Below are 24,499 nucleotides of genomic sequence, written 5' to 3'. Positions count from 1 at the left end.
ACGTAGATGTGAGAGTTTCGTAGAAACGGAACAATCCGTTAGTCATAAGGTGTCAAAAGGAACTTTTGACCCCTACCTCATCTTATAAAAAAGGCGGCACAAACGTTTAAGTAGTAAGATACATAGAATTTAGCATATAATCAAGTACTTTTCAGAAAAATACTGAAAAAATAAAAAATGTAACATAAATAGATATGTTGCATTTACGTCGTGTTATAATACGGAACAAGCAGAGGCGTTAAATAGTCTAAAAAAGAGGAGTCCTGAAGATGCTAAAACCAACCAGATTAACCCCCGGAGACAAGGTCGCGATTGTCAGCTTATCATGGGGCGGCTTAGGCGATGAAAAGCTGATACATAAATATCACATTGCCAAGGAGCGCCTTGAGAAGATCTTTGGCCTGGAAGTAGTTACTATGCCTCATGCCCTCAAAGGCAGTGACTTTGTATATAATAACCCCGAGCTGCGAGCCAAAGATTTAATGGATGCCTTTAGAGATCCAACTATCAAGGGCATTATCACTGCAATTGGCGGCGATGATTCAATACGAATCCTGCCTTATATTGACTATGATGTTATTCATAACAATCCCAAGATTTTCATGGGATATTCAGATACAACAGTTAATCATTTTGTTATGAACAAAGCTGGTGTTGTATCGTATTACGGCCCTTGCATCATGAAAGAGTTCGCAGAATATGGCCAGATGTTTGATTATACCAGAGATGCCGTAGAACGCATTCTTTTTTCTGATACAAAAGGATATGAAGTTCCATCTTGCGATTATTGGTCTGATGATCATATTGAGTGGGATGAAAAAAACATTAATGCTCAGTACAAGACACGGCCGGAAACACATCATTACGAGGTGTTATCAGGATCTGGTAAGATTAAGGGGCAGCTACTTGGTGGATGTCTGGATGTATTTCCAATGATCGTTGGAACTGATATCTGGCCTAAAGTAGGTGACTGGAAGGGAAAGATTCTACTTCTTGAAACCAGCGAGGAAAAACCAAGCCCTGATTATGTGACATATTATCTGCGAAATCTGGGTGCACAGGGAATACTTAATGCGATCAATGGAATCATAGTTGGAAAGCCTCAGGATGAGCAGTTCTATGAGGAATATAAGACGGTCTATCTGTCTGTTTTAAAAGAATTCAATTGTGAGAACCTGCCAATTATATATAACGTAAATATTGGACACGCAATGCCTATTGGGATTCTTCCACTTGGAATAGAATACGAAATAGACCTTGATAAAAAAATAATAAGATTTGCGGAATCTGCAGTACAGTAGTAGGTATAAACAAGACAAAACAAAGCAATCAAAAACAGGACAATTAATACAGGATATGTGGGAGCGGATATATAAAGAATGGCTTCCAGTGTCTGATTATGAGCTGATCCCCGATGTAGATATAGAGAATTATCTTCCCGGAGATCCCTCGTCAAGCGACTATGTGAGCGAAATCTGCATCCCTGTTCGTAAAAAGCAGTAAGCTGGAAAGGATATTTACGCTATGGACAAAGATTGGTCTGAAAAGAATAAAGAAGTACAGAGTCTTTTATCTAAAGAAAAAACTTATACTGAGGCAATAGAGAAGTTGATAGCTTTCAGAGAAGAAATGTTCCAGCAGATCACATGGATCGTTGAGGGATATCCTGAAGAAGCTTTTTATCAGATGCCATTTGCAAATGCAAAAGGATATCACAGTAAGACGCTGGCATATTCCATATGGCACATATTCAGAATTGAGGATATCGTAGCACATGAGATGATTGCTGAAGATGAGCAGATACTATTCAAAGATGGCTATACTAAAAAAATAGGTTCGCCTATCATCACAACCGGTAATGAACTTGCAGGAGAAGAGATTGCTGAGTTTTCAAAGAAACTGAATATACAAGAACTATACCTGTATGCAAAGACTGTAAAGGATACAAGCGATCAGATCCTTAAGAATTTGCAGTTTAAAGATTTAAAGAAAAAATTCACTGACGAAACAAAGGCAAAGCTTATAAAGAGCGGATGCGTCAGCGAAGACGAAAATGCATTCTGGCTGATAGATTACTGGTGTGGTAAGGACATAAAAGGCCTAATCCAGATGCCCTTTTCTCGTCATTGGATCATGCACATAGAGGCTATGAGACGTATAAAAGACAAACTCTGCCTAATAGCCAGAAAAGGTGTTGATCCAACTGCTATCTGTGGACTATCATGTAATCACTGTTTTCTTTCTGAGTGGTGCGGAGGCTGCAGAACCAATTACAACGTATGTTCTTTTGCAACTTGCTCGGAAGGCAGGATTTGCCCGAATGTAAAGTGCTGCAATGAAAAGAATATAGATGGCTGCTATGAATGCAGTGAACTTGAAAACTGCCCAAAAGGCTTTTATGTTCCTACAAACGATGGAGCCAATGCAGCCAAGGCCCAGGCTTTGTACATACGAAAGTATGGCAAGAAGGAATTCCTTAAAGTTCAAGACAGGCTACATGAAAAATTTGAATTTCAAAAGACACAGGAAATTCTTGGACAGGATTATAAAAAAGGATTGAAAATACTGGAAGATACCTGATGTAGGAAATGATTCTGCAAGGAGTAGAATAATAAGATTATGTTTACGGTTACAATACAGAATATCAATGACATCTTACGCGACTATAGAATCACTGGAATATGTATAAAAATAGTAGAGTTACAACGATATTATTACGAAAAGGACAATCTGGAATCTAAAGAGGTACGTCTCATAGTTAAGGCTGTTCTTGATAATGGAAAAGAACTAGTCATTAGATTCAAGAATGAACAAGATGTTACTTTTGATTTGATTGAATCTCAAAGCCATTTTGCAAAACTTTTAATTGAAAACTGCATTAGTACACCTGCTATCTATACGTCAGAAGGACACTTTGCCCGCAAATATGATTTTTCAGGATATGAAGTGATCGTTACAGTTGAGGACTTTGTCAATGGCGAGCTCAAGGAAATTGATACTGGCATTGCCCGAAAGGCTGGTGAACTGCTTGCTAGAATGCATAACATTTCAGAACAGGCAGATTATCATATTAGTAATGAAATTTTATTCGATCCATTAATACAGAACGAATTGTTCAGTTTTGAAACTTTCATAGAAAATGAGTGTTATTTGAGAACAATTGATGAAGATCTTTATGAAAAGATTCTTCGAGAACTTAACAGTTGTCTACAAGCAGTCAAACTCTTTGAAAATGCTCCTCGTTATGCTGTGCAAGGAGATATGAGTGACTGCAACCTATTTAAGACCCAAGACGGATCTATAGGAGTGTTCGATTTTAACAGAAGCGGAGATAATGTTCTTTATTATGACGCTATTATGCAGGCTGTTTTTGTTGCAAGGTTAATGAATTACCCTGAAGAGCTTAAAGGAAAACAGGAACAAGTCATTCTTTCAGCTTTCCTGGATGGGTACAATCGAGAACGCCCGTTTTCAGAAAAGCAAAAAGAGGTGTACCCAAGTTTCTATGCTCTTATAACAGCGTTTGACTCAGGACACATTATTTGGGATGAAAAAAGTCTTTCAAATATGATCAAAGCAAATGATGTGTTGGCAGTACATAAACATATGAAAGATATATATCAAAAGATACATACATTACCTGTATAGATTTCTTTGCGATAAATACTATGCATAGTTGGGTTACGTTGTTGTTGTGCTAAGATAGAGGCATGTGTTTTCTGGGATGGAGAACATATGCTCTTTTTGATTTGATATATTATAGCGAGGAAAAATATGGAAAAGATAATAAACGAATTTGTCAAAAGATCTCAGGAGATTTTACAGGATAATCTGACTGGCATATATTTACATGGTTCAGCTGTTATGGGATGTTATAATCCACAAAAGAGTGATTTAGATATGATTGTCGTAGTGAACGAGCCTATGCAAGATGATGTTAAGCGCAGATTCATGGATATGGTTGTAGAAGTTAATGAGGCTGGACCGGCAAAGGGCATTGAGATGAGCATTGTAACTAAAAAGGTGTGCAAGCCTTTTGTTTATCCTACACCTTTTGAACTTCACTTTTCAGTAGCGCATACAGGATGGTATAAGGATAATCCAGAAGATTATATTGATAAGATGAAGGGAACTGACAAGGATCTGGCAGCTCATTTTACAATTATTGGTAAAAGAGGAAAGTGCCTGTGTGGTCTTCCTATAGAAGAAGTTTTTGCCCCTGTTCCTAAAGCTGATTATAGGGATTCAATATGGGAAGATATTGCTGAAGCCAAGGAAGACATTGTTGATAATACAATGTATATAACTCTGAACCTTGCAAGAGTCCTTGCTTACAAGAAAGAAGAATTAGTCCTCTCTAAAAAAGAAGGCGGTGAATGGGCTTTAAATAATATCTCGGAAGAGTATCATGATTTGATCAAAGAAGCTATGGCTGAATATGCTGATGCCAGGGAAGTTTCTTATGACTATGAAATTGCTAAACAATACGCTGAATATATGTTGCAGGCAATACAGAATTGAAAAATCATATTGAGTAATTATATAAAAATTAAAGGAATAGTAAATGATGAAAAATGTATTCGAACAAGTAGAAGAAAATATAGATAATCTGGTAGTCAATCAGGCAGATTGGACAGCCTGCGCAACTGCTGAAGAACTCGAATCAGCAAGAAATGGCAGACCAATTCTGCGTTTCTATGACAAGGAAGTTCCTGAGAGCTGGTTGAAGGACATAAAAGGTAAAAGTGTTCTTTGTCTTGCCGGTGCAGGCGGCCTGCAAGCACCAATCTTAGCTTGTGCAGGAGCTAAAGTAACTGTTATTGATATCTCTAACAAGATGCTTGATAAAGACAGAGAGATTGCGGATAGAGAAAATCTTGATATCGAAATAGTAAAAGGCAATATGTGTGATCTGTCCATGTTTGCGGACGAATCATTTGACCTTATCATCAATCCTCCGTCACTAATGTATATACCAGATCTGTCATTGGTATACAAAGAGTGCTACAGAGTTCTTAAGAATGGCGGACAGTTCATTATTATGGCACCCAGCCCAGTTAACTATCTTTGCGACTTCGTTGAAGATGAAAATGGCGGTTACTATAAGGCTGTTCATAAGATGCCTTGGTGTTCAAAAGACTATGATGATTCAGAATGGATCGAATACGGTCACTCAATGGAAGAATATCTCGGGGGTCTGATACAATGCGGATTTGTGCTTGATGGATATATGGAATGCCAGAGAGAAGATATCACTGAACTTATGTTTATGGTGAGAGCTATAAAAATTTGATTCTTGCAATTCTGAATATATAATTCAAAAAATCTAGTAAGAAGAAGTTAATAAAAAATCAAAGCCATTTGAATATGTATTCCGTGATGGAGGCGGATTCGATATAATGATAGGCAGTGACATAAATTCGCAGTTTGTAAGGGAGAAGCCAAGATGGGTGACATAATTATTAAAGAAGCACAGCCAGGAGATGCGGAAAAGATTTTGAATTATATGAAAAGAATTGGTGGGGAGACTGATAATTTGACATATGGCGCTGAAGGAGTAAGTATTCCGATTGAGAAAGAGGCTGAATTTCTTGGGATAGTAGCAAATGATCCACACAGTGTTTTTTACTGTGCATGGAAAGATACTGAGTTAGTTGGAACTGCTAATTTAAGTGGGCTGCCCAGAAGAATGTCACATAGAGCAGAGATGGGAATTTCTGTTCTTAAGGATGAATGGAATAATGGAGTAGGCGCAATGTTAATGAGCCACCTTGTTGAATATGCGAATGATAATGGAATAGAGATTATCAATTTGGAAGTTCGTAGTGATAATGCAGCTGCTATTCATTTATATGAGAAATATGGATTCAATAAGACTGGTACGATACCAGCGTTCTTTAAAATTGATAGCGAGTATGTCGATTTTGATGTTATGAGTTTGGATTTGAGATAAACAACTTCAAGTTTATAGAATAGTGAACAGGAGAGAATATGAAGATAGAGCATATTGCAATGTATGTAAAAGATATAGAGGCTGCCAGAGAGTTCTTTGTAAAATATCTTGGCGGTACGTCTAATGATGGATATCATAATAATACTACTGATTTTCAATCGTATTTTATAAGCTTTGATGACGGAGCAAGACTTGAACTTATGACCAGACCGGAATTGGCGGACTTGGAGAAACCGCTAAATCGTACGGGTTATAACCATATAGCTTTTTCTGTTGGAAGTAAAGAGGCTGTTGATACTCTTACTGATAGATTAAAAGAGGACGGCTTTGAAGTGGTAAGTGGCCCAAGGACAACAGGTGATGGCTATTATGAAAGCTGCATTGCCATAATCGAAGGCAATCAGATTGAGATTACTGAATAATTCAACCTTCCCACTTGGACGGCTGAATAAACGAAAAAGGACAATATAATAATGAACTATGATAATAAAAAAATATATACAGCATTCCTGATACCGTCACTTGTACAGGCTCTGATAGTTGCGATCATTGCTGTAATTCTTAATGCTGTAAATGACGTTTTGATCGGCTATACATCTCCAATAGGACTACTTCTCATAGCAGTAGGAGGCCTTTCAACAGCCTTTTTTGGCGCCCGATTCCAATACAAATACAATAATAAAACTATTAAAGATATAGTAACGGATTTTTTTAAAATCAAACAGCCGGTAAAGTTTTATATACTTATAGTAATATTTCTTATAATTGATTTTGCCGCAGTGATAACAGGAGAGGGCTTTGTGATCGAAAGTCCTGCCATGCCTTTACTTATATTCCTTAAGGCAATACTTTTTGGCGGGATAGAAGAAATCGGATGGAGATATACTTTCCAGCCTGAGATGGAAAAAAGGTTTCCATATGCAGCTTCTACCATCATAACCTTTATTGCCTGGAGCCTATGGCATATCTTATATTTTTGCATTGATGGAAGCATATATTTTTATTCTGCTTCAGATATAGTATTTTTCCTGATAGGGCTTCTTACTAATTGTTTTATATTATCAGTTATATATAAAAAGTCCGGCAGCCTGTGGCTATGCGTGATGACTCATGCTCTTATAAATACAGGAGCACAGATGTCGCATTATGTTCTGCCTATCTGTAGTATTCTAAGCAGCATGTATTGTATCATTCTTGCCTGTGTGATCATTATAGAATCTGATTTTAAGGTTGATACCAAGAAATTGAATGCAAATGAAACAGCGGACTTTTTTATAAAATATTGGAACAGGTTAAAGATAAAGTATTTTCTTACATTAGCTTTTGCTATAATTGAATTTATGGTGCTGATACTACTTAGCTTTGTAGGATTATTTCTTTATATTCCGGAAATCATACTACTTGGAAATGATCAGAATTCTCACTTTATGCTTATATGCGTTTATTATATTATTTTTCAAGCTGTGGTTTTATATATCTACAGGGCAATAAAGTTCTTTCTGAATATATCAAGGGTTCTCTCAGAAGATTGTGATCCTTACAGATATTGCGAAATGTATGAACAGCTGGAAGATAATCGAAGATTCCTTCGAGGAAAGACCGGAAAGCATTTCTTTCTGTCAAATTATTATGTAGCTTCCTGCATATATATTACAGAGTATAGCAAAGCACTTGATAAGCTTGAAGTATTGCGAGATAAGAATAAGAGAAAAAAAATCAGGTTAGCAGCATTTGAGTATTATGAAGGCGCGATAGCAATTGGCGAAAATGATATAGACAAGGCAAAGAAGTGTCTTGAGAAGATAAATGATCTGGTTAAAGATATAAATAAGGGCAAAGGAAATAAGAATTCACGTGATATAGTTATAGGGCTTACCGGTCTTATTGCATTAAAAGAAGAAGATTATGAAAAGGCCGAAGCACTTTTTAGTCAAAGGCTTATAGGTCGCAAAGACAGAATCTCTAAGATGAGCCTATGCTATGATCTGGGCTTGGCCAAAAAAGGCCTTGGTAAAGAAGACGAGGCAAGAAAGTGTTTTAAAGAAGCTGCAATGTATGCAGGTGATGCCAGGTTCGAACTGGCTGATAAGGTACGAGAAGCGTACAAGGCATATGATCATTTAGAATAAATTGCAGTGTTTTGTTATACCATCCGAGACAGATCCTTGAATTCATTATATAGCTCAAGTCCCATTCTGGATAAAGCTTTATCTTTCAAACTCACAAGATAGACCGTCCTTTTGGGAATAGGCTTTGTATTTACGATTCTAATAGTTCCTTTTTTGATATCATCTTTGGCATAGGCGTAAGGCAAAACACCTATGCCAAATTTTCTTTTGGTGAAATTAAGAACCTGAGTCATATTTTCAAGGATATAAGTTGGCTGAAACAGTAGCCCGTTCTCTTGGAAAAAAGTATCAATGTTTTCCCTGAAATTACTGATCTGTGATACAGATATTGTCGGGTAGCTTAGCAGATCTTTGAGGTCATATTCTCTATCAAAATCAATATCCATCTTACTGGAAGCTATAAATATATCCTGTATCCGGAAGCATCTTCGCATCTTGAGATCCTGAAATCTAGCTGCCAGAGAATCAGAGATTATCATAAGTGCAAAGTCGATTTTGCCATCTCTTAAAAATGAGACCATTTCAGGAGTTGTGTTACCTGATATGGACAGATGTACGTCAGGATGGCGGTTCTTGAACTTCTCAAGGCAGTCAAAAAAGCCGTAGCGAAGGCTTGTCTCTGTAATGCCTACGGAGATATTATTTTGCGCTATAGATTCAAAGTTTTGGATCTCAATCTCGGCTTTTTGAAATTCGTTAAAAGCAGTCTTAACCCTGGCAAAAAGAAGCTCGCCTGATGGAGTCAGAACGATCCGCTGGCCATTCCTTACAAATAGGGTTGTGCTTAACTCCTCCTCCAACTTCCTTATAGTCTGGCTCACTGCAGATTGTGATATATACAAAGCCCTAGCCGCATCAGAAAAAGACGAATAAGTCGCAACATAAAAAAACGCCTTATAATAATCCAAATTCGAAATCATATGCACTCCTTGAAGGTGTAGTATGGGAAGTCTGAGTTATTGTGTTGTTGACATTAATAATATTAGTATAACTTATACAATTATAATTATAAGTAATTTCACTAATATAGCAACGGTATGTAAAATAGAATATATGCAGACGGTTTGTATGCGCTTTGAAGCAGAGCTGAATGCTAGAATACATATCATATATAAACTTTCCACTTTTCTATATCTTTCACTCAGCCGGATTTGATGGCACTGGCAGTTTATAAGTGTTATTAGCAGCTTTGAGAGTTTTAGTTAATTCAAGAGCTTGATAGATGAATCTTTATATTCCGCATAGGGTCCACCTGTTTGAGCGAAGCGAGTTTGGACCCTGGAATATAAAGATTCAGATATCATGCCTTGAATTACTAAAACTATCAAGATGCGAATAACACTTATAAACTGCCAGTGCCATCAAATCCGGCTGGGCGTCAGCTTAACAAGTGGAAAGTTTGGAAAACCGGGAGGGTGTACAATGAAAGCAGAAGAAGTTATAAGTGATTTTTTTCAAAATGAGAAGAGGAATAAGGTTGTTAGGTATCGGCATCTTAACAGGTTGGTTAAGAAGGGGCAGATCCTGTTTACAGGTTCATCTCTTATGGAGCAGTTTCCTATAAATGAGATCCTGCAAAATCATGGCATGAACACAGTTATCTATAACCGCGGAATAGGTGGATATACAATTCCTGAGATGCTAGAATCTATGGAAGAGCAGATATTTGAATTAGAACCATCCAAGATTTTCATCAACATAGGAACCAATGATATCAGTAGGCCTGAAGAGACTACAGAACAGCTTATATCAGATTATCGCAAGGTGCTGACTCAGATAAAAGACAGACTGCCCCAAGCTAAGGTCTATATGATGGCCTACTATCCTGTAAATGTACAGGTTGCTGCAAGGCAGCCCTGGCCCGATGCTGACAAGGCTGCAAAGCTGCGGCTTGAAAGGCTTGATGAGAGTAACAAAGCAGTAAGTGAGCTTGCACAGGAATTTGGGTATAGCTTTATAGATGTTAATAAGGGTCTTACAGATGATAATGGACAGACCAAAGAAGAATATTCTATAGACGGAATCCATATGTGGTCAGATGCATATGAAGTAGTATTTGAGAATATGAAAGAGTACATTACTGAATAACATACTCAAACTTCGCACTTGCCAAACACGCGCTTCGGCAGAGCTGATACGAAAATGTATTATAAACGGGTCGTATCGGCTCTGCCCCAGAGGGCAGCGTATGTTTGGCAAGTGCGAAGTTTGAAAAAAATCTTTAACAGGAAGTAGTTATGAAACAGATTGATTTTGAAAAAGGAAGAACTTTAAATAACATACTTGCGACAGCGCTGCCTATGCTGGTTGCGCAGATCTTGAACCTTCTTTACAACATAGTAGACAGGATATATATTGCAAGAATACCGATTATAGGAACGAAAGCTCTTGGAGCAGTAGGACTTTGTTTTCCTATAGTCATCCTGATCACCGGTTTTACCAACATGTATGGAAGCGGCGGCGCACCACTTTTTTCTATAGCAAGGGGCAAAAAAGATGATAAGGAAGCAGCTGCTCTTCAGAATACGTCATTCTTTCTTTTGGTTGTGACAGGAGCTGTGCTTATCGCAGTCGGAGAGCTGTTTGGACGGCCGATATTAAGCGTCTTCGGAACGTCAGAGTCGAACATGGTATATGCACTTCCATACCTTCGTATATATCTTCTTGGAACCATCTTCTCAATGGTGGCAACAGGGATGAACCCCTTCATCACAGCCCAGGGCTTCTCTGTGATAGGCATGACGACAGTCGTTGTCGGAGCTGTTACCAATATCATCCTTGATCCGGTGTTCATATTCCTTTTGGGCATGGGAATAAGAGGCGCTGCGCTTGCGACTATCATCTCACAGGCATTGTCCGCCGCTTATGTTATGAAGTTCCTGTTAAGAAAAGACAGTAAGTACAGACTTCACTTTCTGACCATAGATGAGATCAAAAAGTGCGGCAAAAGAGCCAGAAACATCATAGGACTTGGTACAGCAGCTTTTATAATGCAGTTTACCAACGCTGTAGTTCAGATATCCTGTAACAATGTGCTGTCAGCTGTAGGCGGAGACATCTACGTATCTATTATGACAATAGTCAATAGTGCAAGGCAGATGATGGAGACACCTATCCTTGCTATTACAGAAGGTGCATCACCTATCATAAGCTATAACTACGGTGCCAAAAGGCCAGGCAGGATAAAGCATGCGATCGTGATAATGTTTATCCTTGATATGATCTATTCTGTATCCATATGGTTGATCATCAGATTCTTCCCGGCCTATATAATCGGTATATTCAGTGATGATAAGACTATCCTTGCTGATGCTATCCCTGCATTTAACCTGTACTTCTCGACATTTATTTTTATGACATTCCAGCATACAGGTCAGGTAACCTTTAAGTCACTGGGACTTAAAGGCAAGGCTATATTCTTCTCACTTTTTAGAAAAGTTGTCATAGTAGTGCCACTTACCTACATGCTTCCTTATTTGCTTAAAATGGGAACAAACGGAGTTTTTGCAGCAGAGCCTATCAGCAATGTGGTGGGAGGACTTGCTTGCTTTATCACCATGTGCTTCACAGTAAGAGCTATGTTCAGAGAGACTTGAGTAAGCCTTTATATAGTTAATTAACTGACTTCGCGCTTGGACGGTGCAGTATCATCAAGGGATTTGCAGTGACGGGGCACATCTTAAAATATGTCGTATTATGCCATAAATAAAGTCGCATACAGGTACGTGATTATTTTGCCTATACGTGGTATATTGGCAACATGAGCATTTTAGACAAGGTCATAATAATATAACCTATAAGAGTAAAAAATCTTTAATATGCAGCCAGACTTGTAATCGCGTTGGATAATTATGCTGGATAAACACGCTGGATAATTATGCTGGATGATTACGATTATAAGTCGGGTGCAAAACATAAAGTATTGCGAGGACATACATATGAAGATTACAAGAACTAAACTAAATGGAATAGTTAATCCCATCGGCTATGAATTTAATAAGCTTATTGCATCCTGGAACGTAGAAGATACGGATAGTAAGATCCTTAAAGCCGGCAAGCTTGAAGTTGCAAAAGATAAGGCATTTACCGATATCATATTTAATAAAGAATCAGAATACCTGGATCAGACAGGAGAGAAGATTGATATAACCCTAAGCCCAAGGACCCGTTATTACTGGAGAGTTACTGTGACTGGTGATAAGGGCGACAGCGCTGTATCAGATATTCAGTATTTTGAAACAGGTAAGATGGACGAAGACTGGAGTGGTAAGTGGATTGCGGCTGACGGCGACTATCATCCTATTTTTTCTAAAAAGATAGATCTTGAAAAGAAGGTTACAGCTGCAAGACTGTATGTCAGCTGCCTTGGCGTATTTGAAGCCTATATTGATGATAAGAAGATAGGAAATGAGATCCTGACTCCATACATCAATGATTATGAGACAGGCATGCAGATCATCACCTTTGATGTGACAGATGATCTAAGGAGCGGCTGCACACTTAGCATACAGGTTGCCAAGGGCTGGTATATGTCAAACTTCGGTCTTGATAATGGAGTCAACTTTGGCGACAGGATGGAAGCTATAGCAGAGCTTCATGTGACATATGAAGATGGAACGAGCGAAGTTATCGGCACAGATTCAAGCTGGGACGTTGCAGAGTCTGATGTCAAAGAGTCAGGAATCTACTACGGCGAAGACCTCAACAGATCTGCAGGTATCGTAGAAAAGGGTAAGGCTATAGAAGTTCCTGCAACAAGGAAACTTCTTGACAGGTACAGTATCCCTGTTATCGTCAAGGAAGTTATTCCTGCCAAAGAGATCATTCATACTCCTGCTGGCGAGACTGTTATTGACTTTGGTCAGAACCACGCCGGTGTTATGGAGTTTGACGCAGACTTTCCTAAAGGGACAGTTATCACTATCGACTGCGGCGAAGTCCTTCAGAAGGGCAATTTCTACAGAGATAACTATCGAAGCGCAAGATCAAGATTTGTATACACCTCAGATGGAAGAAAAGAGACTGTTCATCCAAGATTCACTTTCTTTGGATACAGATATATAAGGATCCAGGGATGGCCTGAAGATAATGAACTTACATTAGATAAGGTCCGTTCCAATGTCCTGTACTCAGATATGGAGCGAACAGGCTATATTGAGACCAGCAATCCCAAAATTAACAGACTCTACGAGAACTGCATCTGGGGACAGAAGTCCAATTTCCTTGATATGCCTACTGACTGCCCTCAGCGCAATGAGCGTCTTGGCTGGACAGGCGATGCACAGGTATTCTCTCAGACAGCAAGCTACAACATGGATACAAGAGCTTTCTATAATAAATACCTGAAGGACCTGTATTATGATGCGAAGCGTCACGACGGAGCTGTAGCGAGCTTCCTTCCCTCTAATGCAGGTCTTAATCAGGCGGCAACAGCCAGCATATGGGGCGATGTAGGAACATTTGTACCAAACGTTCTCTACAATACATTTGGAAGCCTTGATGACGTGAGAGAGCATTATAGCCTTATGAAGGGCTGGGTTGATTACATGCACCGCTATGATAAGGAGCATGGCGATAAGGGTCTTTTCATACTTCCATTCCAGTTTGGAGACTGGCTTGGACTTGATGGTATTACAGAGCAGAGCGTCAAGGGCGGAACTGATGATGGCTATCTTGGATCTGTATATTATTACCGCTCAACAGTGATCACAGCCAGAATGGCAGAGCGCCTTGGCTTTGAAGCTGACAGGAAGGAGTACGATGATCTTGCGGATAAGATCAGGAGAGCTATACTAAAAGAATACTTCTCACAGACAGGAAGACTTGCCTGTGATACTCAGGCAGCATATATAGTTGCTCTTGCCTTCGATATCTATGTAGACAGGGATAAGCTCATAGATCAGTTCATAGCAAGACTTAACAAGGACTGCTATCAGATCAAATGCGGCTTTGTAGGAGCACCTCTTTTGTGTACTACACTTGCTAAGTGCGGACGCATGGACCTGGCATATCACTTTCTTCTTAGCGAGAACTTCCCAAGCTGGCTCTACTGCGTCAACCTTGGCGCTACAACCATCTGGGAGAGATGGAATTCGCTCCTTGAGGACGGCTCTATCTCAGGTACCGGCATGAATTCACTAAACCACTATTCATACGGAACCATCGTACAGTTTATGTATGAATATATAGGTGGCATCACACCACATGAAGCCGGATTCAGGGTAGCTGACATATGCCCTCAGCCATCAATGAGATTCAGGCATTTTAATACATGTATGACCACCGCATCAGGCAGATATGTATCAAACTGGAAGATAGCAGAAGATGGAACACTTACTCTTAACATAGAAGTTCCATTCAATGCCAAAGCCAATGTAACACTTCCAAGATTCTCTAAAGAAAAGCTGTCAGTATCAGAATTTGATGCTTCTATCATAAATGATGATGGAAAGGTAACACTTGATGCAGGCACCTATGAGATTTCATATATGCCTTGTCATGACTATAGATGCATATATTCAGAGAACACCAGACTATCAGAGCTTGCAGGAGATAAGGAAGTACTGGATCTTTTGAAAAAAGACCTTCCGCAGGCATATGGAGCTATTGAAAAGAAAGATAAGGAAATGGGTAACCTTACTCTGGGAACCCTTCCCACACTTTTCTACATGGGATTTAAACCTGAAGTTGTAAATGCAGTTAATGATAAAATCTTTGCATTAAAGCGCTGGTGATCTGATGACCTACATGTAACACAAACGTCCCAAATCCTTGCAGTATCCTTGAGGATTTGGGACGTTTTAGTTACTGAGCTGTTTTCATGCTTCTTTTTTTAGCATACATACGCTCATCGGCAAGGCCTATTGCTTTACTGATTATATCCTTGCCGCCTTCATACTTAACTGTTGATGTACCTATACTTGCAGATACTTTAAAATCAAGCTTATTGCTGAACTCTACGAGTTTTCTTTCTATATCTGATACAATCTTATCCAAATTGTATTCGCCTATGATAATGGCGATCATCTCATCGCCGCCTGCTCTGGTGCATACGGAACCTTCAGGAACAGCTTCCTTAAGCGAAGTTGCAACAGCTTTGATTGCTTTGTCCCCTGCCATATGTCCCAGATTATCATTTATCTTTTTGAGGTCGTTAAGATCCAGCATCAGGACATTGACGGTTTTACCTGCTATATTGACTTCAGTGAAACGTTCGTTTAGCTTTGACAGAAAAGCCAGCCTGTTATAAAGACCCGTCAGAGCATCTTTTTGATACATCTGCCTTAGCTTGTCCCTAAGGTAATTCTGGTGCTTGGTAAGGACATAGCCGCCTATACTCATCTCAAAACAGTTGGTAAGGTTAGGAGTCTGACTATAATCTATCAGCATAGTTCTTGGATAGGAAAAGCATATAAATCCGCAGCATTTATCCATGTATACAAGGCTGTTGAATATAATAGGCTCCCCCGGTTCCATTATCTTATCAAGATGAGGTACTACTTCGCATGGTTCATAAGGATACGGGGCATAATCGTCGTTATAAGGATCGAAGACTACTACCTGAGAACCTTTTGAGACATCGTCATAGAAGAAGTTTTTCTCAAAATCGAAACAGGATTTTTCTATAATAACAATAGCATGCTCAGCATATTTGCCCTTAAGGAATTTAATATTACCAAGTACATCCTTGTCCATCATTATCTGGGAGATAATATTCTGGTAGACATGTATCTCGTCCTCATGATGGTAAAAAAGGTTGTTGAGCTCGCTGACAGTTGTCTTGACATGAAGATCTGTCCGTGGACATCCGCAGGATTCACTTGCTACAAATTCAGGTACAACCAATCTGGTAGAAAGGGGCTTGCCTGAGAGAATATCTACAACAGCGTCATATACACTGTGAGCTAGTTTATTATTATCACATACAGCAGTAGTAATACCCGGAGTAGAAAGAAAGGCTTCATCAATCCCGTCAAATCCGGATACAAGGACATCCTCCGGAACACGTATACCATTTTCATTTAAAACGTCGCATACATTTATAGCCATAATATCATTGGCACAGATTATAGCATCAGGGAGAGTATCTCTTTGCAGCAGCTTATAAGTCTCTTCTCTGCAGGGCATGGCCCAGAATTCACCATAGCTGACCATACTTTCGTCAAAAGAAATTCCATTTTCACTGATCACTTTCTTAAAAACATTAAGCCTGTCTTCTGAGAATGGATTATTGACATGACCGGCCATAAAATGAGGCCTTTTTACTTTGTGATCTTCGATGATGTGCCTTACGACTTTTTCAAAACCATTGACATAATCATAGTTGACCATACTGACATTGTCGTACTGACCGTCAGCTACGATCACAGGCACATTATAGGAAGAAGCTTTGTCGATGATACTTTGGGCTACTTCACGAACTTTGATCTTCTCGTTCATGATTATGACGGCATCAATCTTATCATATGGAATAAGACCAAAGACTTCTGTTTCAGGAGAAGTACGGTTGGTAATACCGATCTCTGAATTCATAGCATAGATGAAAAGCTGACAGTTAGCACTTTTTAGCCTTTTGTTAAGTTCAGAAAGAAAAGCAAATTCCTGAGGCTCGTATATTCTGTATGTACATAAAGCAATGATCTTTTTGCCGTTAATCATCCTGAATCTCCCTCTTGGTGAAATACATCACAATATCTATTTTAGTTCGTTTTTGTGAATAATCCAAGAAGTCAAAAAAGATTAATAGCTACAATCTATTGTAATTTGTTTTGAGCTAAAAATATATAGTGTATGCTCGCCTTTTAGCTTAGAACTCTTACCTGCCCAATCAAGAGGGAGCTTGAGTTAGAATGACATAGAATAGCAGAGTAAGATATATTATAATGGTGACTGTACATATCAATATTAGAAAAGATCGGAGATATAGATTGAAGTGAGGGATGTAAAGATTGTCTTTTCAGATATAGATGGAACTCTTTTAAACAGCAGGCACAGGATGCTTGATAGTACGCATAAGGCTATAATGGATCTGCAAAAATCAGGTATACCTTTTGTAATAGTAACAGCAAGAGGTCCTTCAGGCGTTAGGCCTATCTTCAAAAGATACGGCTTCGTCTGCCCTATGATATGTTATAGTGGTGCGCTTATTATTGATGAGAATGACAGGATTGTGTATTCTGAAGGTTTTGACGCAGAAGATGCAAGGAGTATCATTTCATATATTGAAGAGAGCGGTTTTGACTGTACCTGGAACATCTATTCGGAAGAGCTGTGGATTGTTAACGACAGAAGCGATAAGCGCATCCGCATAGAAGAGGAGATAGTGGAGGTTGATGCACAGGAGGGAAGTATAGATCTACTTCCGGAAGGCGCTATAGTCGGAAAACTCTTATGTATGTGCGAACCTGAAGCTATATGCCATATCGAGGATGAGCTTAAAAAAAGGTTCCCCAAGCTGTCTATAGTTAAGTCTTCGGATATACTTCTCGAAGTTATGGGAAGAGGGATCACTAAGGCAAGCGGTATAGAGCGTGTGTGCACAGATCTTAGTATCCCTCTTGAAAGCGCGGCAGCTTTTGGGGATCATTATAATGATGCGCAGATGCTAAGAGCCGTTGGGATGCCATTTCTAATGGGCAATGCACCTAAAGATATGCAAAAAGAGTTTGAATGCGTGATAGGAAGTAACGACGAACCATCCATATATAAGGCACTAAAAGGACTGGGGATTATCGATTGATATATTTATTATAGAAAAAAGGAGCAGAACGTGAATATACAGATATTTGGAACCAAGAAATGTAATGACACCAAGAAAGCGCAGCGTTTTTTCAAAGAGCGCGGCATTAAGTTTCAGTTTGTAGATATGAATGAGAAGGGTATGAGTAAGGGCGAGTTGTCATCTGTAGCAGCTGTTAACGGAGGCTTATCAGAGATGGTCAATCCAAATGCCAAAGATCAGGACGCCGTTAACCTTTTTAAATATATAGCTGATGAAGACAAGCTTGAGAAGCTTCTTGAAAATCAGCATATAATCAAAACTCCAATCGTTAGAAACGGTAAGCTTTCTACAATAGGCTATCAGCCTGATGTATGGAAGAAGTGGGAGTAATCTGACCAAGCACGTATTTGATGCTGGGTACGGCCAAGTTCCAAGTGAATTCTAGTGATATGAGGTTAAGTTTTAAAATGAAGTTAAAGCAGCTTGATATAGTATTAGTTACAAAAATATATAAAGAGCATATGGTTATAGACTTTCCAAAGGAAGAGTTAAAGCCACTTGATATGATCCTGAAGCTTATTGAAGAAAACAGATACGAGGCAATGGGGCTGTACGATGGTGATCTGTTAACAGGATATGTTTTTATAGTCAGGATAGATAATAGTTATCTACTTGACTATATAGCTATTTTCCCAGAGTATCGTAATGATGGTAAGGGATCGAATCTTTTATCGCTTCTTGCAGAGCACCTTGATGATGCAGATAGTATCATAGTAGAAGTGGAAAATCCTAAGTATACTGATGACGGCGCTTTGGCAGATCTCCAGACAAGGAGGATAGGATTTTATAAAAGGAATGGATGCCGCGACACAGGACTACAAGTTTCCTGCTTCGGAGCCAAGTTCATAATCCTTGAAATGGGCGCAAACACTATAGAAAGCGTAGATAAGACCTGGGAGCTATATGAGGCATTTTATAGGAGTTTTCTTCCTGAAGATAAGTTTATAGGGAACGTTTATAGGATTTTAAAATAAATCAGAAGGGGGGGACCAGATGAGCGTATACGAAATGCTATTAGAAGCAAAAGACGACAAGTACAGAGATTTTCAAGTAAAGCTTGTTCCAAATATATCGCCTGATACCATCATAGGCGTTAGGACTCCTGATATGAGGAAGATTGCCAAGGAAGTTTTTAACAGTCCTGAAAAGGATGAGTTTTTAAAAGAGCTTCCTCATAAGTATTATGAAGAGAATCTCGTACATTTTTTCATAATAGCTATGATCAAGGACTTTGACGAGTGTATTGAAAAGGTTGAGGAGTTCCTTCCGTATGTTGACTGCTGGCCGGTGTCCGATCAGGCAACTCCCAAGTCTTTTAAGAAAAATCATGCAAAGCTTCTTCCATATATAAAGAACTGGATAGCGTCAGACCATGTCTATACTGCGCGTTTTGGAATACGCATGCTCATGAATGAATTCCTTGATGATGATTTTAAGGACGAGTATCTTGAACTTGTTGCATCCAAGGAAGGTGATGACTACTACCTTAAGATGATGGTTGCCTGGTATTTTGCCACAGCTCTTGCCAAAAAATATGATGAGAGCGTTAAATACATTGAAGGCAGGAAGCTAGATGACTGGATTCACAAGAAAGCTATCCAGAAAGCCGTGGAAAGCTTCCGTGTGACAGATGAGCATAAAGAGCATCTAAAAAAATACAGATAAACATATAAAGCCTGGCCAAGTCAAATATTCCAGGTGTTACCAAAAGTGTTTTTTGAATATTAAAAATAGAAACTTCGCATTTGTCAAACATTTACAAGGAGTGATGTATGTTTGGAAAATGCGAAGTTTCATGATGGAAAAAAGAGTAGGAGGCCCATATGATCAAAATCGCAGGCAAGGATACAGAAGTATCAAGAATTTTCTACGGAACAGCCGCTGAACCTTTTCAGTCAGGTGGCGATGGGACAGACCTTATCGAGCAGATGGTGAATATTGGTGTTAATGCTATAGATACAGCCAGAGTATACGGCGGCGCTGAGGAATCTGTAGGCAGATGGATAAGGATTGGTAATAACAGAGAGCGTGTTACTCTTTTGACCAAAGGTGGACATCCTGACATGCTCTGGAGGAGCCGACTTAGGGAGAAGGAGATCAGGAAAGATCTGAAAACATCCCTTGATAAGCTATGTACAGATTATGTCGATATATACTTATTGCATAGAGACGATCCGGAAGTTCCTGTAGGCGAAATCGTTGAACTTCTAAATGATCTTTATAATGAAGGCAAGATAAGGAGTTTTGGCGGATCTAACTGGACGCATGAGAGAATAGAAGAGGCCAACAGGTATGCAAGTGACCACGGCCTTATACCTTTTGCCGTATCAAGCCCATGCTTTAGTATGGCTGTTCCAACAAGGGAGCCTTGGCCGGGGTGCATCACTATTGCAGGTGATGACAATGAAGACGCAAGGAAGTGGTACATAGACAATCAGATGCCGGTCATAGCATATTCTGCCATGGCAGCAGGCTTTTTTAGCGGCAGATTTAAAAGTGAAGATTATAAAGGGGCCAAAAAAGTCATGTCATCTGACAATTACAAGACCTATGTAAGCGAAGAGAACATGGCTTGTCTTAAAGTCTGTGAAGATATTGCAAAAGAAACCGGCTTATCTGTATCACAAGTTGCCTTCTCCTGGATATACGGACAGGATATGAATGTGTATGCTGTTGTCAGCACAAGGAGCGTAGAGCGCATGAAACAAAATGTTGATGCGATGATAAGGGCACTGAAACAAGTCTAAGTTCGAAGTTTAAATTATTAAAACACATAGTAAAAAATCCCGCCTGCAGTACATACAAAAGATGATGCATGTATTGCAGGCGGGATTTTTGCATTAGGTCAATCGCGAGAGAATGACCTCTACTTTTATACAAAGTATAAAACAGATCGGGAATTATATTGCAGTTCTTCCTTCGTTTTTACCTATATTGATATAGTGATAATAGAGCATTTCTGCATTAGGTCCGATAGCTTGTTGAAGATCCGGATATCTGGTGTAATAAATGTATGCATTAAACTCATTGTTATTCAAAGGAGAGGTTAAAAGTGAATTTACATTTGCATTAGAAGAGGCAGAATCTAAGCTTTCAATTGTTGTAGATGGCATGAATGATGCAAATCTTGCAGCTGCTTGAGCAGCAGTGATATGTGTGATAAAACCTGTAGCGTCCACTCTTGACCACAGATCTAATTCACAGGAAGACAGGCATGGCACGTATCTGCCATTCATAGAAGAATATGTAACAGCAAAACGTTGCAATGTGGAAGAGCTACTTCTTCGCTGAATTGTATCCTCTATATTGGGATCAAAAAGATATTCAGTTCCGCTTACTTTAATAATTGCCCATGCGTGATTTGTGAAGTCACCGCTTGTAGTGCGGACATCTCCGTGGACAAAGTATGACGGAAAACCCAATCCTCTGCTAAGGTAAACAAATGCACGTGTATATCCATAGCAATCCATATATCCAAATACATCTGAATAATTTCCATACTCAAAATTTGTAATGATCCAATTGTAGACAGCCAGGAGTTTTTGATAGTTCGTCATATCAGCAGTGACTATACCTGCGAGATATGCTTGCACAGTTGTATTCAAGTCATTCTCAGACATAGTTGTCATCAGGTCACCGCTAAGTATACAACCATCTACTCTGTGTGAACTACCCATCACCTAAAGGTAATGGGCTTCTAAGAGCCTAACGGCTCCATTTAAGAAGTTTGATATTTAAGTTTCCACCTGATATTCAGGCAATCCTTATTCTTACAGGCGTGTCCACATCGCCTCTACCGTATAGGATACTAAGATCCACAACGCTACTTTTACGCATTATATTTAATGCCCCATTAATATCGGCATTTAATTCAATCCCTCTGGCAGTCTTGTACATTCCACGATGTATTCTGTTACCACTGAACTGATATTCCTTTGGATTGTCATCATTGTAAATAGGGATATCATCTTTATCCCAAAATGATGACCTTGATGTATAGCTTTCTTCCTGCTCAACATAAGTAATACCATTAAGCTCGCAGAGGTATGACAGTTTATCCCTCAGTATTCCATAGGGTATGTTGACAAAATTCTGATTGTTCTGTTTGCCTATATGAGAACTCCGTTGAAATGTAACATTATATCCTGCTACAAGGGTTCCGATATCGTTAGAGATACAGTAGTCTATAACCTTACGTGCAGCTTTGCTCATATAGTCATTTACTTTATTGTTACGATCACGAGCAATGGCTTTCTGACGATTTGTAGTCTTTTTGCCAAAATGCTGCTTGTCCTTAATGGACTGCAGGCGGGCATTTTCTTTGTTAAACCACTGGTTAATGGACTTGAGTCTTCTTCCGTCGATTATGAACGATCTGCCATTATTTGATACTGCGGTTACAAGATTGTTTATACCAAGATCGAGCGCCAGTGCATTGTTTTTGTTAAGATTTCTTTGAACACACTCAGCTTCGTAAGTGTACTGAATTTCAAAGAACCTGGCATGAGCTTTTGGTATGATACGTATCTCTTTAACCTTTTTATCAAGCAGGATCGGCGGTATTGTGATTTCAACCGGCTTGTGGGTTTTCTTAAAGCTGTTTGAAAACGGAAGTATCAGCTTATTTCCGTTAAGTCGTACAAAACCTATAACAAGTGTGGTATACCCGTCTTTTGGAAGATAATTTGGCAGTTTGCAATCTTTAAAAGCATATTTACCCTGTTTTGCAAGTTTAAGTAAGCCAAAGAATGACTTGAAACTGCCGTCTACTTCTTTGAGGATCTGCTGTGCCATATTTGAATTTAAGGTCTTGTAATTAAAACTGTTCTTTAACAGAACATAGTTCTTCTCATACTTCAGAAACTTGCCTTCAGTAAAGTAATACTGCCTAACATTATAGATGGCTTCATTTGCAAGATTTTTAGCTGAATGACACAGTTCTCTTATTGAACGGTAATCGTCTTTCGATAGATGTTTTACCTGCTGTTTTACAGTAAGATACATACAGTTTTCTCCTTTCATAAGACTCGGATCACTCCTGTATATATATTATATCATATGTTTTACCCAAAAGAATGTGTTGAAGTAAAATGCACACATCTATTAGTGACGCCATTCATCCCACGACCTAAAGGTCATGGGTTTTCTGGCTGAATTATTATAAAAAGATAGTAAATAATTGTTTTATGAATTCAAGGACATAGAAATACATCCATGTATTTCTATACCTGTCCAGCTACATCCTGTAACAATGCATGATATCTGAAGTCAGTTATTCTCGGAGATAAACTCAAGTTGCTAAGATATGATATATAAAAATATTTAATTAAAAACATTGCATTATATTTTACACAGATTTATAATACCTTCATACGTAGTAATAAATACTACATGAAATAGTTTCGAAATACAATGGAGGTAGGATATGATCAAAGGACTTAAAATTGGAGATAAAAGTAGCAAGTATCCCATCATTCAGGGAGGCATGGGAGTAGGCGTATCCCTTCACAGACTTGCAGGGACAGTTAGTAGAGAAGGCGGAATAGGAGTATTATCAGCAGCTGATATAGGCTACCTTGAGCCTGACTTTGAGACAAATCCCAAAGAGGCTAACATGCGCGCAATTAAGACAGAGATAGAGAAGGCAAGGAAGATCGCAGGACCTGATAAGATAATCGCAGCCAATATCATGGTCGCTATGACAGACTATGCAGGGCTTGTTAAGGAATTTGTAAAGCAGGGCATAGACCTTATCATATCAGGCGCAGGACTCCCCCTTAACCTGCCGGAATTCATAGAAGGCAGTAAGACCAAGATCGCACCCATAGTATCCTCGCTTCGCTGCTGTCAGCTTATAGTCAAGACCTGGCGCAGGAAGTACAACTACGTCCCTGACATGATCGTGATAGAAGGACCCAAGGCAGGCGGCCACCTTGGCTTTAAGAGAGATGAACTTTTTGCCCAGGATGATAAGAAGCCTTTGCTTGAGACTATCACGTCAGAGATAGTATCTTTTGTCAGAGATCTGGAAAAAGAAACCGGCAAAGAAATCCCGGTAATCGCAGCAGGCGGAGTCTTTGACGGAAGAGATATACAAAAGTTCTTATCACTTGGCGCAGACGGAGTTCAGATGGCTACAAGGTTTGTTGCAACTGATGAATGCGATGCATCAGATGCATTTAAGAATGCCTATGTTAATGCATCTGAAGAAGATATACAGATAATAGACAGTCCTGTCGGTATGCCCGGAAGAGCCATCCGCAACGAGTTTATAAAAAGTAAAGAAGACCATAAACTCTCTATAACAAAGTGTTATCAGTGCATTAAGACCTGCAATGTCAAGGATGCGCCTTATTGCATCACCAAGGCACTAATAAATGCTGTCAAAGGGAACCTTGATGAAGGCCTTATCTTCTGCGGAAGTAACGTGGGCAGAGTTAAAGAGATAGTACCTGTGCACGACCTGATACAGGAGCTTATGTCACAGTGTGAGGCTGCATCGGTGCGGACTGCATAATATGACGTAAGGGTCAAAAGTCATTTCGATTCGAGCTTGCTCGAAATCGAATATGAATTTATGACCCGCAAAACATGAGCAAAGTAGCACGTAGTGCGGATTTGCGAATGTTTTAGGAT

Annotated in this window: 22 protein-coding genes; 18 read left to right on the top strand and 4 right to left on the bottom strand. The window is 39.2% G+C overall.

Features of this window, described 5'->3' with window-relative positions:
* Positions 1 to 269: 269 nt before the first annotated feature.
* From BMX21_RS09590 to BMX21_RS09550, 9 genes are all read left to right on the top strand, one after another.
* Positions 270 to 1,301, top strand: a complete 1,032-nt coding sequence (locus BMX21_RS09590; RefSeq protein WP_092043793.1) for a S66 family peptidase — start codon at positions 270 to 272, stop codon at positions 1,299 to 1,301.
* Positions 1,279 to 1,503, top strand: a complete 225-nt coding sequence (locus BMX21_RS19850; protein ID WP_278246705.1) for a GyrI-like domain-containing protein — start codon at positions 1,279 to 1,281, stop codon at positions 1,501 to 1,503. Before BMX21_RS09590 ends, BMX21_RS19850 begins: the two co-directional genes overlap by 23 nt.
* Before the next feature lie 21 nt (positions 1,504 to 1,524).
* Positions 1,525 to 2,580: a DUF3795 domain-containing protein gene (locus BMX21_RS19935; RefSeq protein ID WP_092043791.1), complete on the top strand. Its 1,056-nt coding sequence runs from the start codon at positions 1,525 to 1,527 to the stop codon at positions 2,578 to 2,580.
* A gap of 39 nt (positions 2,581 to 2,619) precedes the next feature.
* The gene (locus BMX21_RS09575) at positions 2,620 to 3,648 is read left to right on the top strand and encodes a phosphotransferase enzyme family protein (RefSeq protein ID WP_092043789.1); all 1,029 of its coding nucleotides are present in this window, start codon (positions 2,620 to 2,622) and stop codon (positions 3,646 to 3,648) included.
* 126 nt (positions 3,649 to 3,774) lie between these two features.
* Positions 3,775 to 4,521: an aminoglycoside adenylyltransferase domain-containing protein gene (locus BMX21_RS09570; protein WP_092043787.1), complete on the top strand. Its 747-nt coding sequence runs from the start codon at positions 3,775 to 3,777 to the stop codon at positions 4,519 to 4,521.
* A 43-nt stretch (positions 4,522 to 4,564) separates the two neighbouring features.
* Positions 4,565 to 5,293, top strand: a complete 729-nt coding sequence (locus BMX21_RS09565) for a class I SAM-dependent methyltransferase (RefSeq protein WP_092043785.1) — start codon at positions 4,565 to 4,567, stop codon at positions 5,291 to 5,293.
* A 153-nt stretch (positions 5,294 to 5,446) separates the two neighbouring features.
* Complete coding sequence (locus tag BMX21_RS09560; protein ID WP_092043782.1) at positions 5,447 to 5,953, top strand: GNAT family N-acetyltransferase; 507 nt, start codon at positions 5,447 to 5,449, stop codon at positions 5,951 to 5,953.
* Between the two features lie 38 nt (positions 5,954 to 5,991).
* On the top strand, positions 5,992 to 6,375 hold the full coding sequence (locus BMX21_RS09555) for a VOC family protein (RefSeq protein WP_092043779.1): 384 nt from the start codon (positions 5,992 to 5,994) through the stop codon (positions 6,373 to 6,375).
* A 51-nt stretch (positions 6,376 to 6,426) separates the two neighbouring features.
* On the top strand, positions 6,427 to 8,082 hold the full coding sequence (locus tag BMX21_RS09550; protein ID WP_092043776.1) for a CPBP family glutamic-type intramembrane protease: 1,656 nt from the start codon (positions 6,427 to 6,429) through the stop codon (positions 8,080 to 8,082).
* A 14-nt stretch (positions 8,083 to 8,096) separates the two neighbouring features.
* On the opposite strand, the gene BMX21_RS09545 is transcribed toward BMX21_RS09550, so the two are convergent.
* The gene (locus tag BMX21_RS09545) at positions 8,097 to 9,002 is read right to left on the bottom strand and encodes a LysR family transcriptional regulator (protein ID WP_092043774.1); all 906 of its coding nucleotides are present in this window, start codon (positions 9,000 to 9,002) and stop codon (positions 8,097 to 8,099) included.
* Between the two features lie 502 nt (positions 9,003 to 9,504).
* Between BMX21_RS09545 and BMX21_RS09540 the strand changes: the two genes are divergently transcribed.
* The 3 genes from BMX21_RS09540 (at position 9,505) to BMX21_RS09530 (ending at position 14,816) form a co-directional block, all read left to right on the top strand.
* Positions 9,505 to 10,170: a GDSL-type esterase/lipase family protein gene (locus BMX21_RS09540; RefSeq protein ID WP_092043771.1), complete on the top strand. Its 666-nt coding sequence runs from the start codon at positions 9,505 to 9,507 to the stop codon at positions 10,168 to 10,170.
* Positions 10,171 to 10,319: 149 nt separating this feature from the next.
* Positions 10,320 to 11,678 (top strand): MATE family efflux transporter, encoded by a 1,359-nt coding sequence (locus tag BMX21_RS09535; RefSeq protein WP_092043768.1) that lies wholly within the window; start codon positions 10,320 to 10,322, stop codon positions 11,676 to 11,678.
* A 342-nt stretch (positions 11,679 to 12,020) separates the two neighbouring features.
* On the top strand, positions 12,021 to 14,816 hold the full coding sequence (locus BMX21_RS09530; protein ID WP_177173992.1) for an alpha-L-rhamnosidase: 2,796 nt from the start codon (positions 12,021 to 12,023) through the stop codon (positions 14,814 to 14,816).
* Between the two features lie 70 nt (positions 14,817 to 14,886).
* On the opposite strand, the gene BMX21_RS09525 is transcribed toward BMX21_RS09530, so the two are convergent.
* Complete coding sequence (locus BMX21_RS09525) at positions 14,887 to 16,740, bottom strand: diguanylate cyclase (RefSeq protein WP_092043762.1); 1,854 nt, start codon at positions 16,738 to 16,740, stop codon at positions 14,887 to 14,889.
* Between the two features lie 274 nt (positions 16,741 to 17,014).
* Here BMX21_RS09525 and BMX21_RS09520 point away from each other — a divergent pair, with 274 nt between their 5' ends.
* The 5 genes from BMX21_RS09520 (at position 17,015) to BMX21_RS09500 (ending at position 20,610) form a co-directional block, all read left to right on the top strand.
* Positions 17,015 to 17,821: a Cof-type HAD-IIB family hydrolase gene (locus BMX21_RS09520; protein WP_177173991.1), complete on the top strand. Its 807-nt coding sequence runs from the start codon at positions 17,015 to 17,017 to the stop codon at positions 17,819 to 17,821.
* A gap of 30 nt (positions 17,822 to 17,851) precedes the next feature.
* Positions 17,852 to 18,193: an arsenate reductase family protein gene (locus tag BMX21_RS09515; protein ID WP_022756014.1), complete on the top strand. Its 342-nt coding sequence runs from the start codon at positions 17,852 to 17,854 to the stop codon at positions 18,191 to 18,193.
* Between the two features lie 77 nt (positions 18,194 to 18,270).
* Positions 18,271 to 18,837: an N-acetyltransferase gene (locus tag BMX21_RS09510; protein ID WP_022756013.1), complete on the top strand. Its 567-nt coding sequence runs from the start codon at positions 18,271 to 18,273 to the stop codon at positions 18,835 to 18,837.
* 19 nt (positions 18,838 to 18,856) lie between these two features.
* Entirely contained in the window at positions 18,857 to 19,528 is a 672-nt protein-coding gene (locus BMX21_RS09505) for a DNA alkylation repair protein (protein ID WP_022756012.1), read from the top strand.
* A gap of 158 nt (positions 19,529 to 19,686) precedes the next feature.
* Entirely contained in the window at positions 19,687 to 20,610 is a 924-nt protein-coding gene (locus BMX21_RS09500) for an aldo/keto reductase (protein ID WP_022756011.1), read from the top strand.
* A 153-nt stretch (positions 20,611 to 20,763) separates the two neighbouring features.
* Here BMX21_RS09500 and BMX21_RS09495 read toward each other — a convergent pair whose 3' ends face one another.
* A complete protein-coding gene (locus BMX21_RS09495) occupies positions 20,764 to 21,540 on the bottom strand; it encodes a transglutaminase domain-containing protein (RefSeq protein WP_034490124.1) in 777 nt (258 codons plus the stop codon).
* A 76-nt stretch (positions 21,541 to 21,616) separates the two neighbouring features.
* Positions 21,617 to 22,867, bottom strand: a complete 1,251-nt coding sequence (locus tag BMX21_RS09490) for an RNA-guided endonuclease InsQ/TnpB family protein (protein WP_092043756.1) — start codon at positions 22,865 to 22,867, stop codon at positions 21,617 to 21,619.
* A gap of 421 nt (positions 22,868 to 23,288) precedes the next feature.
* On the opposite strand from BMX21_RS09490, the gene BMX21_RS09485 reads away from it, so the two are divergent.
* Complete coding sequence (locus tag BMX21_RS09485; protein ID WP_022756010.1) at positions 23,289 to 24,380, top strand: NAD(P)H-dependent flavin oxidoreductase; 1,092 nt, start codon at positions 23,289 to 23,291, stop codon at positions 24,378 to 24,380.
* The last annotated feature ends 119 nt before the right edge of the window (positions 24,381 to 24,499 follow it).

This window comes from Butyrivibrio sp. TB (assembly GCF_900110805.1).
GTDB classification, from domain to species: Bacteria; Bacillota; Clostridia; order Lachnospirales; family Lachnospiraceae; genus Butyrivibrio; species Butyrivibrio fibrisolvens_C.
Note: the sequence above shows the minus strand (reverse complement) of the source record. Positions and strands in the feature narration are given on the sequence as shown.

Coding starts and splice junctions, on each gene's coding strand:
- BMX21_RS09550 (WP_092043776.1), top strand. CDS start 6,427: ATGAACTATGATAATAAAAAAATATATACAGCATTCCTGATACCGTCA.
- BMX21_RS09570 (WP_092043787.1), top strand. CDS start 3,775: ATGGAAAAGATAATAAACGAATTTGTCAAAAGATCTCAGGAGATTTTA.
- BMX21_RS09545 (WP_092043774.1), bottom strand. CDS start 9,002: ATGATTTCGAATTTGGATTATTATAAGGCGTTTTTTTATGTTGCGACT.
- BMX21_RS09495 (WP_034490124.1), bottom strand. CDS start 21,540: ATGGGTAGTTCACACAGAGTAGATGGTTGTATACTTAGCGGTGACCTG.
- BMX21_RS09590 (WP_092043793.1), top strand. CDS start 270: ATGCTAAAACCAACCAGATTAACCCCCGGAGACAAGGTCGCGATTGTC.
- BMX21_RS09535 (WP_092043768.1), top strand. CDS start 10,320: ATGAAACAGATTGATTTTGAAAAAGGAAGAACTTTAAATAACATACTT.
- BMX21_RS09555 (WP_092043779.1), top strand. CDS start 5,992: ATGAAGATAGAGCATATTGCAATGTATGTAAAAGATATAGAGGCTGCC.
- BMX21_RS09505 (WP_022756012.1), top strand. CDS start 18,857: ATGAGCGTATACGAAATGCTATTAGAAGCAAAAGACGACAAGTACAGA.
- BMX21_RS09525 (WP_092043762.1), bottom strand. CDS start 16,740: ATGATTAACGGCAAAAAGATCATTGCTTTATGTACATACAGAATATAC.
- BMX21_RS09500 (WP_022756011.1), top strand. CDS start 19,687: ATGATCAAAATCGCAGGCAAGGATACAGAAGTATCAAGAATTTTCTAC.
- BMX21_RS09490 (WP_092043756.1), bottom strand. CDS start 22,867: ATGTATCTTACTGTAAAACAGCAGGTAAAACATCTATCGAAAGACGAT.
- BMX21_RS09485 (WP_022756010.1), top strand. CDS start 23,289: ATGATCAAAGGACTTAAAATTGGAGATAAAAGTAGCAAGTATCCCATC.
- BMX21_RS09560 (WP_092043782.1), top strand. CDS start 5,447: ATGGGTGACATAATTATTAAAGAAGCACAGCCAGGAGATGCGGAAAAG.
- BMX21_RS09540 (WP_092043771.1), top strand. CDS start 9,505: ATGAAAGCAGAAGAAGTTATAAGTGATTTTTTTCAAAATGAGAAGAGG.
- BMX21_RS09575 (WP_092043789.1), top strand. CDS start 2,620: ATGTTTACGGTTACAATACAGAATATCAATGACATCTTACGCGACTAT.
- BMX21_RS09510 (WP_022756013.1), top strand. CDS start 18,271: ATGAAGTTAAAGCAGCTTGATATAGTATTAGTTACAAAAATATATAAA.
- BMX21_RS19935 (WP_092043791.1), top strand. CDS start 1,525: ATGGACAAAGATTGGTCTGAAAAGAATAAAGAAGTACAGAGTCTTTTA.
- BMX21_RS09565 (WP_092043785.1), top strand. CDS start 4,565: ATGATGAAAAATGTATTCGAACAAGTAGAAGAAAATATAGATAATCTG.
- BMX21_RS09530 (WP_177173992.1), top strand. CDS start 12,021: ATGAAGATTACAAGAACTAAACTAAATGGAATAGTTAATCCCATCGGC.